Source organism: Nocardia sp. NPDC051981 (assembly GCF_040680715.1).
In the GTDB taxonomy this organism is placed as follows: domain Bacteria; phylum Actinomycetota; class Actinomycetes; order Mycobacteriales; family Mycobacteriaceae; genus Nocardia.
In genome coordinates, this window is sequence record NZ_JBFAXK010000022.1 from 34,564 (window position 1) to 50,289 (window position 15,726).

Here is a 15,726-nt window from a genome sequence, read left to right on the forward strand (position 1 = left end):
CCGGCACCGGGTCGGCACCGGTGTGGGCGGTGGCCGACGTCTAGTGGCCGTCGCGGACGACCTCCACGGCGCGGGTGAGAATGCCCAGGCCGTGGGTGATCTCGTCATCGCTGACGGTCAGGGGTGGGAGCAGCTTCACGACTTCATCCTTGGCGCCGGAGGTTTCGACCAGCAGGCCGTGCTCGAAGGCGACCTGGCAGACCTTCTCGGCCTGCGAGGCGTCCTCGAAGACGAGGCCGTGCACCAGGCCCCGGCCGCGGGTGGAGATGCCGGTGAAGGATTCGGTCAGCGCGACCAGGTGCTCGTGCACGCGCGCGCCTTTGGCCAGGGTGGCGAGCTGCAGGCGATCGTCGGACCAGTAGTGGCGCAGCGCGACCTCGGCGGTGACGAAGGCCGCGTTGTTGCCGCGGAAGGTGCCGTTGTGCTCACCGGGCGACCACTGGTCCAGGTCCCGGCGCATGAGCACCAGCGCCATGGGCAGGCCGTAGCCGCCGATCGACTTCGAGAGCGCGACGATGTCGGGAGTGATGCCCGCGACCTCGAAGGAGAAGAACGGGCCGGTGCGGCCGCAGCCCATCTGCACGTCGTCGACGATGAGCAGAATGCCACGGGCCGAGCACAATTCGGACAGCTGCCGCAGCCATTCGGCGCGCGCCACATTGATCCCGCCCTCGCCCTGCACGGTCTCGACGATGACCGCGGCGGGCTTGTCCAGCCCCGACGAGGTGTCGTCGAGGGCGCGGCGCATCCATGAGAAGTCCTCGGGCTCATCCAGATAACCGTCGTAGGGCATCGGGGCGGCGTGCACCAGCGGGACGCCCGCGCCGGCGCGCTTGGCGGCATTGCCGGTGACCGACAGCGCGCCCAGCGTCATGCCGTGGAAGGCGTTGGTGAAGTTCAGGATGGTGGTGCGGCCGGTGACCTTGCGCGCCAGCTTGAGTGCGGCCTCGACGGCGTTGGCTCCGGTCGGGCCCGGGAACTGAACCTTGTAGTCCAGCCCACGCGGAACGAGCACCAGGTCGCGCATGGCCTCGAGCAGCCGTCGCTTGGCGACGGTGGACATGTCCAGGGCGTGGGTGATGCCGTCGCCGAGCAGGTAGTCGATCAGCGCCTGCTTGAGCAGCGGGTTGTTGTGGCCGTAGTTGAGCGCGCCCGCGCCGGCGAAGAAGTCGAGGTACTCTTTGCCGTTCTCGTCGGTGAGCCAGGCGCCGCTGGCGGTGTCGAACACCGTCGGCCAGGAACGGCAGTAACCACGCACATTGGATTCGAGAGCCTCGAAAACGTTCGTGTCGGCAATGGTCATCAGCGGTCCTAGCGTCGCAACTAAGTGAAACGCTGATGTTTCTATCACAGGAACCGATCCGTGAAACCGTTTTCCCGCGAATCGGACGCGGATGCTCCGCGCGTGACGCACACCGCAACAAACCGGCATCGAGCATAACCCGGTCCCGCGCGAGCGGGCCACGCAACTCCATTGCAGGACAACTACCGCCCCCGTAGTGTCAACCTCTTGTGCGCAGCGACGTGGGGGTCTACTGGCAGCTGGTCAAGGCTGGGTTTCGCAGGCAATCGCATTACCGGCTCGCCATGCTGGCGGGCCTGTTCACCAATCTCGTGTTCGGCTTCGTGCGGGCGGCCGTGCTCATGACGGCCGTGCGCGTGAACAGCGGATTCGGCGGCTACGACCGCGGCACCATCGGCGCCTACATCTGGCTGTCGCAGGGACTGCTGGGCGCCATCGCCTTCTGGACGCTGCCCGACATCGTGGAGCGCATCCGTACCGGGGACGTCGCCATCGACTTCCTGCGGCCGATCGACATCCAATTCGGGCACCTGGCCGAATATCTGGGCCGGGCGGCGTTCTCTCTGCTACCGCGCGGCATACCGAGCGTTCTCGTCGGTGTGCTCACCTTCGGGCTCGCGTTCCCGGATACGCCGGGACCGTACGTGCTGGGCGCCTTCAGTCTGCTGCTGGCGATGACGCTGTCGTTCCTGTCCATGTTCGCGGTCAGCCTGGCCGGGTTCTGGCTCATCGAGACCCGCGGGCTGCGCGCCCTGCACATGATCCTGGGCACCTTCCTGGCCGGGCTGTTCGCGCCGGTGCACCTGTTTCCGAGCTGGTTGCGCGACCTTGCCTACGCCACGCCCTTCCCGTCCATGCTGCAGTGGCCCATCGATGTACTGTCCGGTCGCACGGCCGGCAGGGATGCGGTGGAAATCGTTGTCGTGCAATGCTTCTGGTTGGTCGTGCTGGTGGGCGCCGGGCAGCTGCTACTGCGGGCCGGGCGCCGCAAACTGGAGGTGCAGGGTGGGTGAGGCACGTCCCTCCCGGCTGACGCCCTACCGTGCGGTGCTGGGTTCGCGGGTGCGCGCGCAACGCGCCTATCCGCTGTCCTTCGCCGCGGATGTGGTGAGCGCCTTCCTGATCGGGCTGGTGGAGTTCGCCGAGATGTGGGTGATCTTCCACAATGTGCCCCGGCTGGGCGGGCTGGACCTGAACGCCATGCTGCTGCTGTTCGGCATGAGCAACACCTGTTTCGCCATCGCCGACATGGTGGTCGGGCACGCCGATACGCTCCCCACCTACATCCGGATGGGCAGGCTGGATGCCTTCTACCTGCGGCCACAACCCCTGCTGCTGCAGCTCATGACCAGCGATATCCAGCTGCGCCGGGTGGCGCGCATCGCGGTGGCCGCCACCGTGCTGTCATTCGGCCTGGCACGCAACGACATCCAGTGGACCCCGGCGCACCTGGCGCTGTTCGCGGTCACGGTGCTGTCCGGAATCGCCATCTTCGCCGGGCTCTTCGTGTGCGCGGCCGGAGCGCAGTTCTTCCTCATCGACGGCGCGGAGCTGACCAACGCCTTCACCTACGGCGGGTCGTACGCGTCCATGCAACCCACCTCGGTGTTCCCGGCACCGATGAAACTCGTGTTCGGATTTCTGGTTCCGGTCGCCTTCACCTCGTATCTGCCCACCATCGCGCTGCTCGGGCTGCCCGGGCCCGCCCTGCTGCCGAGCTGGCTGGCCTGGGCGGCGCCGGTGGCGGCGGGGTGGGTGTGGGCGGCCGCGCTGTTCCTGTGGCGACTCGGGACCAGGCACTATCAAGGAGGCGGCGGGTGAACGGTGCCATCATCGATATCGAGGGCCTGACAAGGACTTTCGTGCTGAGCAAGAAGGAGGGCCGCTGGCGGCGCCGGCGCGAGGTGCTCACCGCGGTGGACGACATGAGCTTCCGGGTCGAGCCGGGCGCGGCGGTCGGCTACATCGGTGCGAACGGGGCGGGCAAGTCCACCACCATCAAGATGATCACCGGTATCCTGGTGCCCTCGGCCGGGCGGCTGCGCACCTGCGGGCTGGACCCGGTGCGGCAGCGCCGCGAGCTGGCCGGGAGGATCGGCGTGGTGTTCGGGCAGCGCTCGCAGCTGTGGTGGGATCTGCCACTGCGCGAATCGTTCTCGATCCTGGCCTCCATCCACCGGCTCACCCCGGCGGCGGCGCGCACCCGCACCACCGAGCTCGTCGAGCAGCTGGAGATGGGCGGCACCCTCGACACCCCGGTCCGGCAGCTGTCGCTGGGCCAGCGCATGCGCGCGGAAGTCGCGGCGGCCCTGCTGCATTCACCCGAGCTGGTCATTCTCGACGAACCGACCATCGGCCTGGATGTGCTGTCCAAGCAGCGATTACGCGAATTCCTGCGCTACGAGCGCACCCAGCGCGGCACCACCCTGCTGCTCACCACCCACGACATGGGCGATATCGAGCGGCTGTGCGAACGGGTGCTGGTGGTGGACCACGGCCGGCTGGTCTACGACGGCTCGCTGACCGGCCTGGGCGCGACCGTCGGTGCGCAACGGGTGCTCACCGTCGATCTCGCCGAGCCCACCCCCGACCTAGCCGATCTGCCCGGCGCCAAACTGCTCGACAGTCAGGGCGCGGGCATGCGGCAGCGGCTGGCCTTCGACACCGAGATCACCACTGCCGCACAGCTGCTCACAGCCGTCTCGGCACGGGTCGAGGTCCGCGACCTGTCCATCGAGGAACCCGATATCGAGGACGTGGTGCGGCGCCTCTACGAGGCCGCGGCGTCGGGCTCCCTCGCGCCCTGATCGAGCCGGAACGGCGGGTAGGCGTCGGTCATCAGGGACGCATACGCGCGCACCCGCAACGTCCAGCGGTTGACGCCCATGGCGAAGTCGTACAGACCCCGCGGATACGTGCCGGTGAACAGCAGGCCGATGACGGCGACGATCAACAGGATCGGCAGCAGTGACAGCTGATTGCGGCCGCCGCCCATGAACGCGGCGACGATCAGATACTGCGGAATCGCCAAGAGCCACCACTTGATCAAGACCATCCAGCGATTCAGTTGCTCGGGATAGTCGACTTCCAGATCAGCCGGGTAGTCCGGATCGGGTTGCAGGCTGAACGGCGGGTAGCGGTCGGTTCCCAGTTGCGAGAGCGCGTAGAAACGCACTCGCCAGCTCCAACGCAGCACGCCGACATTGAAATCGAAGAGCCCTCTCGGATACGAGCCGGTTATGAGGATCGCGAAGAAAGCGATGATGCTCACCACGAGATACGCGATGCTCAGGAAGATCAGCACAACATAGTGTGGAATGGCGAGTATCCACTTGACTATCCACATCCAGCGGGCCAACCCCGGGTCGAGGTCTCCTCGCACACGCACCGGATAAGCGGGACTGGGCTGCATGTCCGTCACTCCTCTCGAGCGCGGCGGCCTCCTTCCGACCGCCGCCGGAACAGCGGTGAGCCGTTGTTCACCCCAATGTTTCCCCGGCGACGCGAAGATCACATCTGCTTCTCACACATTGTGACCAGATTTGTAATAGCGCGCGCGACGGCGAGTTCCGCACACCACATCGACTTGGTTCGAATTGCGGGCCGGGGTCGGGTGTGCGACGTTGCTGACTATTCTCCATGTGCCCGGCCCGGGTCGGCACGAAGCTGATTTACGGGAGACCGAGTGAGAGTGCGTCCGGCGAAACTGTTGCCATCGGGTAACGTGAAGCTCACGCCGCCAATGGAATTGATCCGGCCACGCACTATACGGGCGCGCCTGCGGCGCATTCTGATCGTGTCGGTGGCGCTGGTGCTGGCGCTGCTGACGATCGTCATCACCCGCGAGGTGAACGACTACCGCGACACCGGGGACACCGCCCAGTCGGTCCATCTCGCGCTGGCGGTACAGGATCTGGTCCACGAGGTGCAGCGCGAGCGCGGTCTCACCAATGGACTGCTCGGCGGCGACACCGCGTCCCGCACGGCGCTCGGCAATCAGCGCCTGGCCACCGACAGCGCATTGCAGGAACTCAACTCCACGCTGAACCAGCAGCCGCAGGGCGCCGATCTGGTGCGCACCGCGCTCCAGCAGTTCTCCGGAGTGACCGCCACGCGCGCCGATGTGGACGCCGGTCGCGCCGACCGGTCGGCCTCGTTCACCTTCTATACCAATGCGATCGGCACGCTGAACCAGGCGCGGCCCGGCCTCGACCACGCTCTCGACAGCCGGCTGTGGCGGGGGCTGCAGAGCCTCTACGCGCTCGGCGACGTCAAGGAGTTCACCGGTCAGGAACGCGGCTTCCTCAACGGTGTCTTCGCCGCGGGCGCGTTCGCACCGGGCGAGTACGTGAAGTTCCTCGATATCCGAGCCGCCAAACAGGCCGCGGTGACGGCCTTCGAACGTGATGCCACACCCGCGCAGCGTTCGCTGCTCTACACCGCGATGCGAACCGACGAGTCGGCGCGGGCGGGCGACGCGGAGACCATCGCCCTCGCCTCCGAGCGCGGTCCGATCAGCGAATCGGTCAACCCCGCCGACTGGTGGCGCCAGATGAGTTCCATCATCGACGGCGAACGCACCGTCCAGCGCAATATCGGCGGCGAGATCACCTCCCGGGCAAGCGAACTGCGCCGCGACGCCGCCCTGCGCCTGTCCCTCTACGTGCTGGCCGCGCTGCTGGCCATCGCCGCCGAGGTGGCGCTGGTGGTCGCCACCGTGCGGGCGATCGTGCGGCCGCTGGCCGAGCTGGCCGAGGAGGCCGACCTGGTGGCCGGTAAACGACTGCCGCAGCTCATCGAAGCCTGGCAGACCTCCGAGGGCGCGGACCCGGACCCGCCCGAAGCGGTGCGCGCCGACGAGAGCGCGGGCGCCGAGATCGTATCCGTGGCACGGGCTTTGGACCGGGTGCAGACCACCGCCTACGAGCTCGCCTCCGCGCAGGCGCGGCTGCGCCGCAACAGCACCGAGTCCATGGCCAACCTGGCGCGGCGTAATCAGAACCTGGTGCGCCGCCAGCTCGGGCTGATCAGCGAGTTCGAGCGGGAGGAGCTCGACCCCAGCACGCTGGCCAACCTCTTCGAGCTCGACCACCTGGCCACCCGCATGCGGCGCAATGCCGAGAGCCTGCTGGTGCTGGTCGGCGAGCCCAGCCCGCGCCGCTGGTCGAAACCCATTCCGCTGACCGACGTCATCCGCGCCGGCCTGTCCGAGGTCGACGACTACCGGCGGGTGGTGCTGCGCCGGGTGGACGAGATCTCCATCGCGGGCGCGCATGTCAGCGAGGTCGCGCACATGCTGGCCGAACTCATCGAGAACGGGCTGTCCTTCTCGCCGCCCGATCTGGAGGTGGAGATCTACGGCCGCCGACTCGGCTCGCGCTACATGCTCGCCATCGTCGACCACGGCGTCGGCATGCCGCCCGAACAGCTCAGCACCGCCAATGCCCGCCTGCGCGGCGAAGCCGACTTCCTCGTCGCACCCACCCGCTTCCTGGGCCACTACGTGGTCGGCCGGCTGGCCCGGCGCCTGGGCATCGAGGTCGAGCTCACCGTGTCCCCCACCAGTGGCGTGGTGGCCCGGCTGCTGCTGCCGGACGACCTGCTCGGCGACCCCGGCGCGGAACTTCCCGCCCCGCCCGAGGATTCGAAACACGCTGCGAGCGCGCAGCTTCCGACCGTCGCCGACACCATGCCGGATCCGAAACCGGGCCGCCACAGCTCGGGGCACACCCCCGGCTCCGGCGACACGGAACGCCCGCAGCGTGCGACACCCGTCGACGACGACGTCGCGAACGGCGCACCCACGAGCCCGAACTCGATCAAGCTCGTTCCGCTGCCCGCCCCCACCCCGACCGTTGCGCCGCACACCCCGGCGGCGCCACCGCACGCCACCGCCGCCGAGCGTCTCTTCGGCGGGCCGACCACGGGTTCGTTCGCCATTCCGCTACCGGCGGCCGGGCCCTCGGCGGGCCCGGTTCCGGCGAGCTCACCGGGAGCGGCGACCGAGGTTTCGGGAGCTGTCCCGGAGGTGCAACGTACGCGAAACGGTCTCGTCAAGCGGAACCGGAAGACTCGCGAGAATCCGGGCGTCACACCGGGCGGCGCCCAACCGGCGGCCGCACGGCCGGCCGCCCCGCCGGTCGCGGACCGCTCCCCCGACGAGATACGCAGCATGCTCGCCGGATTCCGGTCCGGCCATCAGCGCGGGCAGACCGGCGAACCGCCGCGGCCCGGATCGACAGCATAGGAGGACACCGGGTGACGACCCACTACACCGACACCGATCCGCACACTTTCAACTGGCTGCTGGCCGACTTCGTGCGTACCACCGACGGGGTGCGCGACGCCGTGGCGGTGTCCTCCGACGGACTACTCATGGCCATGTCCCAGGGCCTGGACCGGACCGCGGGCGACCGGCTCGCCGCAATCGTCTCCGGGCTCACCAGCCTGGGCCGAAGTGCTTCGCGCAGTTACGATTTCGACGGCCTGCGACTGATCATGATCGAGATGGGGCGCGGATTCCTGCTGGTCTCGGCCATGAGCAATGGCAGCTGCATCGGCGTGATCGCCGACAACGGCGCCGATGTGGGCCTGGTCGGCTATCAGATGGCCGTGCTGGCCGACCGCGCCGGCGCGCTGCTGACCCCGGCCCTGATCACCGAATTGCGGGAGTCCTTGAGCCGATGAATGATTCGCATCGGCTGCCGGACGCGCGCATGATCGCGCCCGGCCGCCCGCGCGGCTGGTCCGGTGCCGCCGCGTCCGAAAAAACCACGCGAGATACGAGATTGGCCGACGATGAGGAACAGGTGGTGCGACCGTTCATGATGACCTCGGGGCGCACCACGCCGGTAGTCGACGGCCTGCGCATCGAAACCCTGGTGCGCGCCACCCCCGCGGCACTGTCCGCGCCGCTGCGGTTCGAGCTGGAACGGGTGGTGCGACTGTGCCAGCGCCCGCACTCCATCGCCGAAATCGGTGCGGCCCTGCGGGTTCCGATCGGGGTGGCGCGGGTGCTGGTGAGCGATCTGGTATCCGAAGGACATGTCTCGGTCGGCCGGACCGATGAACTCTCCACCGCTGCTCTGGAAAGGATCCGGGACCTTGTTCGGAACCTCTGACCCGGCCGACATACCGCTGGCCTCCTCGGTGAAAATCGTGACCAGCGGTGGATTCGGCGTCGGCAAGACCACTTTCATCGGGGCGATCTCGGAGATCGAGCCGCTCGCCACCGAGGCTGCCATGACCGAAGTGTCGGTGGGACTGGACGATCCGGGCCTGGCCACCGGCAAGACCACCACCACCGTGGCCCTCGACTTCGGCCGCATCACCCTCGACCCCAGTCTGGTGCTCTACCTGTTCGGCACCCCCGGCCAGGAGCGGTTCGAATTCCTCTGGGACGACCTGCTCGACGGCGCGCTCGGCGGCGTCATCCTGGTCGACACCGGCCGCGTCGAGGACTGCTACCCCGTGCTGGACTTCTTCGAGCAGCGCGGCACCCCGTTCGTGGTGGCGGTCAACCGCTTCGAGGCCGGACCGCGCTTCGCACTCGACGAGGTCCGCGAGGCGCTGGACCTCTCGCCCACCATCCACCTCATGGATTGCGATGCCCGCGACCGGGAATCGGTGAAACTCGTCCTGGTGGCCCTGCTCGAGCAGATCCTCCAGGCCCGCCGGGCTCCCGCCCTGGCCGTCTGACAAAAAATCGCCCCGGATGCGAACGCACCCGGGGCGATTGCCCGAAAACCCTTCGCTCTAATGCGAATTAACGGCCGAAGGATCCCGTCCACAGGGTGTTGAGCAGACCACCCAGGGCCGCACTACCGGTGTCCAGCACGCCGTTCAGCGCAGCGGAACCAGTCTGAATGATAACCGGGATCATGTTTCAACCTCTCTCTAGTGAACGCCACCGTCCGGGATTTCCGTTCGGCGACCGGCCCCACACTGCCGAGGGACACTGAGGCGAACCTTGCCGGTAGCTGAGAGGTCGCTGAGACGGGCTGTGCGACCCGTCACAAGGAGAGGACCGTCCAGTTCCTACTGCGGCGGCGCCGCGCCCGCCGAATACAGGCTCACCTCGCCGTCCTCCCCCAGAAACGCGTTGACCAGCATCGTTCCGCTGGAACGTAATTCGTCGGGGTCCGGTGCGGCGATCGTGACGGAGACCTGCGGCAGCGCACCCCAGTTCACGACAAACCGATCGGGCGGTCCGTTGTCGCTGGACAGGTGCGCGAGACGGAATACCGACACCGTCCGGCGAATAATCAGATTACGGACGACTTCAGCAATTCGCTCGGGGTCTTCCAGCGCGAACATGAAACCGAATCGCAGTTCCGGCGACGACGCATAGGCGGGCACGAATATCGAGGCTAACGGACTACGGCGCGTCGCGCCCTCGGCACGCCGCACAGATAGCTATTCATAAGCCTTGGTAACCGTACCCGTCGGCGGGAGGCCTCGCCCCGGTCGAGCCCAGCCCTCGAACCTGTCTCACACACCCCCCGCAGAGGTGTCGATCGGCCTTCAACCGCCGCGGCCATGTGACCGTCTTGTAATGCTGTATAACGATTTTCAGGCAGCTTCGCCGATCACGCGCCGGATGGTTGCGCCCCTCCGACTATCGCGCTTTCCTGAATATGTCCCGCATTATCGGACAGTCTTCTCATCGCATCGTCGCGGATTTCCCGGTTACTTCACCGTGTCGCTGGTGGTGGGCTGTTGCGTTCCGGGTGCGGGGCTGCGCCGGAGCCGAGGGGAGCCCCTCCCCGAAACCCCCTCGGCCCTGGCGCATCCACGCATGCGACGCCGAGGGTGGGAATCATGGCAATCGACTACACCGGAGCGGGTTTCGGGGCCGAGCTCCCACCGCCATCAACGCTGTTGCGCGCCTTCCGGGAACCGGTCAGCTCCGATCGTCGCGATCGCGACGTCCTCGAATCAGCCCACGAACTGGTGCGATGCCATGAGCATCGATATCGCGCCCAGGACACGGCGCATGCCGCCGACGCCACCCCCGACGATGTCGCCGACAGCACCCACCGCGTCGACCGGATCGACGAGCGCCGGGCCGAACTGGTGGCCCGCATCGACGACTGGGTGGCGGTGAACATTCCGCACCGCGCCGGGGCCTCGTTGCACACTGAGACCCTCGGCGCGGTCATCGACCGGATGGCCGCGAAATGGGTTGCCGCGCAACGGGCTCTGGGCAATACCGAGGCCGAGCCGGCGCGGGCTTCGAAAGCAGGCGACGGGCGAGCGCGGCCCCACCGTGGGGTGGAGAAGGAGACACACCGCGCAGTGGCGCATCGCATCAGCGAGGACCGGCCCCGCCGCGGAGCGGACACGGAGGCCCACCTGCAGTGGTACCGGCTCGCCGAGCTCGCCGACGGCTATCGGGATCTGATCACGGAGGTCGCCCAGCATCGCCGGCGACTGCCGAGCTGGTGAGGAGCCCAACTAACGCGGGTCGATGACCTCTGCGTCGATGACGTCGGAATCGGTCACGCGCTCGCTACGGACCGGCTTCGTCGCCGAATTGTCCTGCGCGGGTGCGGGTTCCGGGGCTTCGTCGACCTCGTCGCCGAGGTCGTCGGTCAGGTTCGCGGCACGCTGGGCGGCCGCGTCCTGCGCGGCAGCGGCGGCGGCCTCACGCATCTCGATGGCGTCGGTGATCCAGTCACCGATCTCGCGGGTCACCTCGGCGACGGTGCCGGTGATGATCGAGGCGATATTGCCGACGTGTCGTGCTCCCGACGACGTCAATTCCTGGATCAGATCCTTGTTGCTCTCGAATTTAGAAATCATTTACACGCCCACTTCGCTCGCCTGCCCCCGGCGCATCACGATAACACCGGCCTGTGCTGAATTCTTGACCAGGAACGGCGGCAGCGCCAGCTTGAACAGCTTCAACCACACCGAACCGATCTGCCGGGAGAAGCGTCCGGTGTTGTAGGGCAGGCCGTGCTTTTCGCACAGCGCCTTCACCTCGGGGGCGATTTCCGGGTACCGGTTGGCCGGCAGATCCGGGAACAGGTGGTGCTCGATCTGGTGCGACAGGTTGCCGGACATGATGTGGAAGAGCTTGCCGCCCTTGATATTGGCCGAGCCCAGCATCTGGCGCACGTACCACTCGCCCTGGGTCTCCGCGGCGCACTCCTCCTGGGTGAACGTCTGTACGCCGGTCGGGAAGTGGCCGCAGAAGATGATCGAGAACGTCCACAGGTTGCGCACGATATTGGCGGTGAAGTTGGCCGCCAGCGTGGACAGGAACAGCGGACCGGTCAGCGCCGGGAAGACCACGTAGTCCTTGAGCACCTGCCGGCTGGCCTTGCGCCACTGGCCCTTGACCAGCGTCTTGACCTCCTGCCAGGACTTCTTGCCCCGGACGATGTTCTCGACCTCGAGGTCGTGGCCCATCACGCCCCACTCGAACGCGACCATCAGTGCGAAGGCGTAGAGCGGGTTGCCCAGCCGCAGCACGTTCCAGCTCTGCGCCTCGTCCACGCGCAGGATGCCGTAACCGATGTCGCGGTCCATGTCGAGGATGTTGGTGTAGGTGTGGTGCATGTAGTTGTGCGAGTGCCGCCACTGGTCGCCCGGGCAGACCGTATCCCATTCGAAGACACGGGAATTCAGGGTCGGCTCACGCATCCAGTCCCACTGGCCGTGCATGACGTTGTGGCCGATCTCCATATTGTCGAGAATCTTCGACGCGCTCAGCGCGGCCACGCCGGCCAGCCAGAACGGCGGCAGGAAGCCCAGGTAGAGCAGGCCGCGGCCGGCGATCTCCAGGCCGCGCTGGGCCTTGATCACCGTGTAGATGTACTCGCGGTCCCGGTCGCCCAGGTCCGTGGTGATGCGGGCGCGCAGCGCGTCGAGCTCGCGGCCGATCTCCTCGACCTGATCGACGCTGAGCACCAGCGGGCCCTCGGTGGTTTCGGTGAGGATCGCCATGATCCCTCCTGTTCAGATGGCAGAAATGAGTCAGAGAGCGAGGTCGACGTCCCCGACGGGGGCGTTGATGCAGATCTGGATGGGCTGGTCCGGGTCGCTGTCGAGCTCCCCGGTGCGCAGGTTGCGGGTGCAGCCGCTGCGCTTGACGGCCGTACAGGAGAAGCAGATGCCCATGCGGCAGCCGTACTCCGGGCTCAGGCCCGCGGATTCGGCCTGTTCGAGCAGACTTTCGCCGGTGTTCTCGGCGACCACGCCGCTGCCGGAGAAGGTCACCTTCCCCTCGGCGTCGGCCGGGTCCACGACCGCGGTGGTGAGGGTGAACTCCTCGCTGTGCAGCCGATCGCCGAGCTGTTCGGCCTCGTAGACGGTGCGCACCGCGGCCATCAGGCCGGGCGGTCCGCACAGGTAGGTCTGCGCGGACGGGAACCAGGGCGCGAGGGACTCCAGCTCGTCGTAGCCGAAGTGGGCGTCGCGCTCTGCCTGATTTGCCCTACGCTTCGCTCCGGGCGGGTTCGGGTAGCGGAATTCGATGCGGACATTGCCGTGCTGCATGGCGATCGCCTCGAGTTCCTGGCGATGCGGCACCCATTCCGGAGAACGGTTGTAATGCAGGAACAGGATGCGGCCGCGGTAGCCCTCGTTGGCGAGGGTGCGCAGCATGGACAGCACCGGAGTGATGCCGCTGCCGCCGCTGATCAGCACGATCTGCTCGGGCCGCGGCTCGGGCAGGTGGAACACGCCCGCGGCCGGCTCCAGGTCCACCACCATGCCGGGAATCGCGTTCTCGTGCAGGTGGTTCGAGACCAGGCCGTGCGGATGGGCTTTGACGGTGAGTTCGATGTGCCGGTCGCGGCGCCCCTCGGCATTGACCGGTGAATAGCAGCGGGTGTGGCGGACGCCGTCGATCACGACGCCGATCTGCACGTATTGTCCCGCCACGTGCCCGGACCACTGCCGGGCGGGCTTGAGGGTGAGAGTGACCGAGCCGACCGCGCTGCGCCGCACGTGGGTGATCTCCGCGCGCATCGAGCGCCGGGTCAGGGTCGGACGCACCAGCTCGAGGTAACGATCCAGCGGGTGCGGGGTGGTCATTGTCTTCTGCACCAGGTCGAGTAGTCCGACCATGTGAGCCTCCTGTCGCGTCGCCGGGCTGAGCGACGCCTCTTCGCAGTCGATGCGCCTCCGGCGTGACCCCGATGTCAGACCGAACCCCGAGTTCCATTTCGGTGCACATCTGTACACTGAGATAGTGTGCCGGGTGAAGCCACTCCAGTTCAACCGGCAGTTCGTGTGACCCACACGACATCTTGCGAATGGAACGAATGTGAACGCATGTATGGTGATCGAGATGAGCGAGCAGGCAGCTACCCGAGGCGAGCGCAAGGAGCGCACCCGCGCGGCGCTACTCGACGGCACCCTCGCCCTGGCCGCGGACCGCGGCTTCGCGGCGCTGTCCCTGCGTGAGATCGCACGCTCGGCCGGCATCGTGCCGACCGCCTTCTACCGGCACTTCGCCTCACTCGACGAACTCGGCACCACCCTGGTCGAGGAGGGCGTGCGCCAATTGCGCCTGGCGCTACGGGAAATGCGGCGCACCCCGCACGCGACGCTGGCGCAGACCGTGCGCTTCGTCTTCGAGCAGGTCGACGGGAAGCGCGACCTGTGGGGCTTCCTGATTCGCGAACGCCACGGCGGCTCGGCCGCGCTGCGCGGGGCCATCGCGGTCGAAATGCAGCTCATCGTACGGGAATTGGTGGTCGACCTGTCTCGGGTGCGGGCGCTGGACGCGTGGTCGCCCGATGATCTGGAGCTGGCCGCGGACCTCATCGTGTCCACGGTCGCCGACCGGATCGCCGACTACCTGATGGCCGAATCCCGGGAGAGCGTGCGGACCGTGGAGCGTGCGGTGCTGCAGGTGCGGCTCATCGCGCTCGGCATGGGCGCGTGGCGGCCCGGATAGGGGATGGGTAGCCCCTGAAATCAGCGGCCGCGCACATCATCTCCGCGCACCGGCAGCAAGAGCATCAGGCCGACGATCAAGACGAGTAGCAGGCCAACGATTCCCGCCCGCTCGGCGTCGAACGCCCAGACGAAGAAGCCGAAAAGAGTCGGGGCCAGGAAGGATACGGCGCGCCCCGTGGTGGCGTAGAGCCCGAACATCTGCCCCTCGCGGCCGGGCGGGGACACCCGGGCCAGGAACGAGCGTGCGGAAGCCTGTGCGGGGCCGACGAATACGGTCAGCGCCAGGCCGAAGATCCAGAACATGAGCGGACCGGACAGCACCAGCAGGAACGCTCCGCACACGATCATGCCCGCCAGCGAGGCGACGATCACCGCCTTCGGGCCCGTGCGGTCGTCGAATCGGCCGCCGACCAGCGCGCCCAGGGCCGCAACCACATTCGCGGCAATGCCGAACAGCAGCACATCCGAGTCCGCGATGCCGTACACCCGCACCGCCAGGATCGCGCCGAAGGTGAACACCCCGGCCAGGCCGTCCCGGAACACCGCGCTGGCCAGCAGGAACGCCACGGTGCGCCGATCGACGCGCCACAGTTCCCGGATGTCGCGGAAGAGCACCCCGTACGAGCGCAGGAACGACCGGCCCCGCACCGCCGCACCGGGATCGGCCGTGGTGCGCGGCACCTCGGGAACGAACAGGAACAGCGGCACCGCGAATCCGGCGAACCAGACCGCCGCCAGCACCGCGACCAGGCGGATGTTCAGCCCGTCCTCGATCGGCACGCCGAGCAGTCCGCGATAGTCGCCCTTTCCCGCGATGAAGCCGGCATAGCTGATCAGTAGCAGGATGATCCCGCCGAAATAGCCCATGGCCCAGCCGAACCCGGACACCCGCCCGACATTGGCGGGCGTGGACACCTGCCGCAGCATGGCGAAGTACGGCACATGCGAGAGCTCGAACGTCGCCGAACCCACGCCCAGCAGGGCCAATCCCAGCCACAGGTAGTGGTAGTCGCCGTGCACGAAGAACATGGCCGCCATCACCAGCACCGTCAGCGAGGTCAGCAGTCCCAGCGCCAGCTTGCGTCTGGCGGTGGCGTCGAACCACTGCCCGGCCACCGGCGCGGTCACCGCCACCACCAAGCCCGCCGCTCCCAGCGCCCACCCCAGCCAGGCGCTGGGCGAGATCCCGCCCGGCAGATCCTTGCCCACCTTGTCGGTCAGATACACCGAGAACACGAAGGTCAGGATCACCGCGTTGAACGCCGCGCCCGCCCAGTCCCAGAACCCCCACGCCAGCACCGTCGCCCGCCCGGTCGCCTGCCCGACGGTGATTTCGCCCGCGCGCTCGGTCATGCAGCGCAGACTAGGCGACCGAACCGGAATTCGGCACAACATTCACGCACGTGGTCCCGCCGTCCGCAGAGACCCCGGGCTGCGCGCAGCATCGACCACGCTCCAGGGGGACCGGATCTCGCGTCCGGAATCAGTGCGGACCGGCGGCCGGGCCC

The 15,726-nt window shown here is 67.7% G+C and carries 16 protein-coding genes; 9 read left to right on the plus strand and 7 right to left on the minus strand.

The window, feature by feature from the left end; all coding sequences use genetic code 11:
* Positions 1-40 precede the first annotated feature (40 nt).
* A complete protein-coding gene (ectB, locus tag AB0L60_RS30730; RefSeq protein WP_364620962.1) occupies positions 41-1,303 on the minus strand; it encodes a diaminobutyrate--2-oxoglutarate transaminase in 1,263 nt (420 codons plus the stop codon).
* Between the two features lie 209 nt (positions 1,304-1,512).
* On the opposite strand from ectB, the gene AB0L60_RS30735 reads away from it, so the two are divergent.
* The 3 genes from AB0L60_RS30735 to AB0L60_RS30745 are packed head-to-tail and all read left to right on the plus strand — an operon-like array spanning position 1,513 to position 4,110.
* The gene (locus AB0L60_RS30735; protein WP_364620965.1) at positions 1,513-2,316 is read left to right on the plus strand and encodes an ABC-2 family transporter protein; all 804 of its coding nucleotides are present in this window, start codon (positions 1,513-1,515) and stop codon (positions 2,314-2,316) included.
* Complete coding sequence (locus tag AB0L60_RS30740; RefSeq protein ID WP_364620968.1) at positions 2,309-3,124, plus strand: ABC-2 family transporter protein; 816 nt, start codon at positions 2,309-2,311, stop codon at positions 3,122-3,124. The genes AB0L60_RS30735 and AB0L60_RS30740 overlap by 8 nt, the downstream gene beginning before the upstream one ends.
* Entirely contained in the window at positions 3,121-4,110 is a 990-nt protein-coding gene (locus AB0L60_RS30745) for an ATP-binding cassette domain-containing protein (RefSeq protein ID WP_364620970.1), read from the plus strand. Before AB0L60_RS30740 ends, AB0L60_RS30745 begins: the two co-directional genes overlap by 4 nt.
* Here the strand turns inward: AB0L60_RS30745 and AB0L60_RS30750 are convergent.
* On the minus strand, positions 4,074-4,715 hold the full coding sequence (locus AB0L60_RS30750; protein ID WP_364621227.1) for a DUF4389 domain-containing protein: 642 nt from the start codon (positions 4,713-4,715) through the stop codon (positions 4,074-4,076). The two genes, AB0L60_RS30745 and AB0L60_RS30750, sit on opposite strands and share 37 nt — an antisense overlap.
* Before the next feature lie 312 nt (positions 4,716-5,027).
* On the opposite strand from AB0L60_RS30750, the gene AB0L60_RS30755 reads away from it, so the two are divergent.
* From AB0L60_RS30755 to AB0L60_RS30770, 4 genes are read left to right on the plus strand one after another with little or no spacing between them, the layout of a single operon-like run.
* A complete protein-coding gene (locus AB0L60_RS30755; protein ID WP_364620973.1) occupies positions 5,028-7,550 on the plus strand; it encodes a nitrate- and nitrite sensing domain-containing protein in 2,523 nt (840 codons plus the stop codon).
* 11 nt (positions 7,551-7,561) lie between these two features.
* A complete protein-coding gene (locus AB0L60_RS30760; RefSeq protein WP_354834451.1) occupies positions 7,562-7,990 on the plus strand; it encodes a roadblock/LC7 domain-containing protein in 429 nt (142 codons plus the stop codon).
* Positions 7,987-8,424 (plus strand): DUF742 domain-containing protein, encoded by a 438-nt coding sequence (locus AB0L60_RS30765; protein WP_364620977.1) that lies wholly within the window; start codon positions 7,987-7,989, stop codon positions 8,422-8,424. The genes AB0L60_RS30760 and AB0L60_RS30765 overlap by 4 nt, the downstream gene beginning before the upstream one ends.
* Positions 8,425-8,440: 16 nt before the next feature.
* A complete protein-coding gene (locus AB0L60_RS30770; RefSeq protein WP_354835302.1) occupies positions 8,441-9,001 on the plus strand; it encodes an ATP/GTP-binding protein in 561 nt (186 codons plus the stop codon).
* 339 nt (positions 9,002-9,340) lie between these two features.
* Here AB0L60_RS30770 and AB0L60_RS30775 read toward each other — a convergent pair whose 3' ends face one another.
* Positions 9,341-9,661, minus strand: a complete 321-nt coding sequence (locus AB0L60_RS30775) for a hypothetical protein (RefSeq protein WP_364620980.1) — start codon at positions 9,659-9,661, stop codon at positions 9,341-9,343.
* Positions 9,662-10,123: 462 nt separating this feature from the next.
* Here AB0L60_RS30775 and AB0L60_RS30780 point away from each other — a divergent pair, with 462 nt between their 5' ends.
* Positions 10,124-10,750: a DUF4254 domain-containing protein gene (locus AB0L60_RS30780; protein ID WP_364620983.1), complete on the plus strand. Its 627-nt coding sequence runs from the start codon at positions 10,124-10,126 to the stop codon at positions 10,748-10,750.
* Between the two features lie 9 nt (positions 10,751-10,759).
* Here AB0L60_RS30780 and AB0L60_RS30785 read toward each other — a convergent pair whose 3' ends face one another.
* From AB0L60_RS30785 to AB0L60_RS30795, 3 genes are read right to left on the minus strand one after another with little or no spacing between them, the layout of a single operon-like run.
* Positions 10,760-11,107, minus strand: a complete 348-nt coding sequence (locus AB0L60_RS30785; protein ID WP_364620986.1) for a hypothetical protein — start codon at positions 11,105-11,107, stop codon at positions 10,760-10,762.
* A complete protein-coding gene (locus tag AB0L60_RS30790) occupies positions 11,108-12,256 on the minus strand; it encodes an acyl-CoA desaturase (protein ID WP_364620989.1) in 1,149 nt (382 codons plus the stop codon).
* Positions 12,257-12,286: 30 nt separating this feature from the next.
* On the minus strand, positions 12,287-13,381 hold the full coding sequence (locus AB0L60_RS30795; protein ID WP_364620992.1) for an FAD-binding oxidoreductase: 1,095 nt from the start codon (positions 13,379-13,381) through the stop codon (positions 12,287-12,289).
* Positions 13,382-13,604: 223 nt separating this feature from the next.
* On the opposite strand from AB0L60_RS30795, the gene AB0L60_RS30800 reads away from it, so the two are divergent.
* Positions 13,605-14,216, plus strand: coding sequence for a TetR family transcriptional regulator (locus AB0L60_RS30800; protein WP_364620995.1), 612 nt, complete (start codon positions 13,605-13,607; stop codon positions 14,214-14,216).
* Positions 14,217-14,236: 20 nt separating this feature from the next.
* Here the strand turns inward: AB0L60_RS30800 and AB0L60_RS30805 are convergent, their stop codons facing one another.
* On the minus strand, positions 14,237-15,571 hold the full coding sequence (locus AB0L60_RS30805; protein ID WP_364620998.1) for an MFS transporter: 1,335 nt from the start codon (positions 15,569-15,571) through the stop codon (positions 14,237-14,239).
* Between the last annotated feature and the right edge of the window lie 155 nt (positions 15,572-15,726).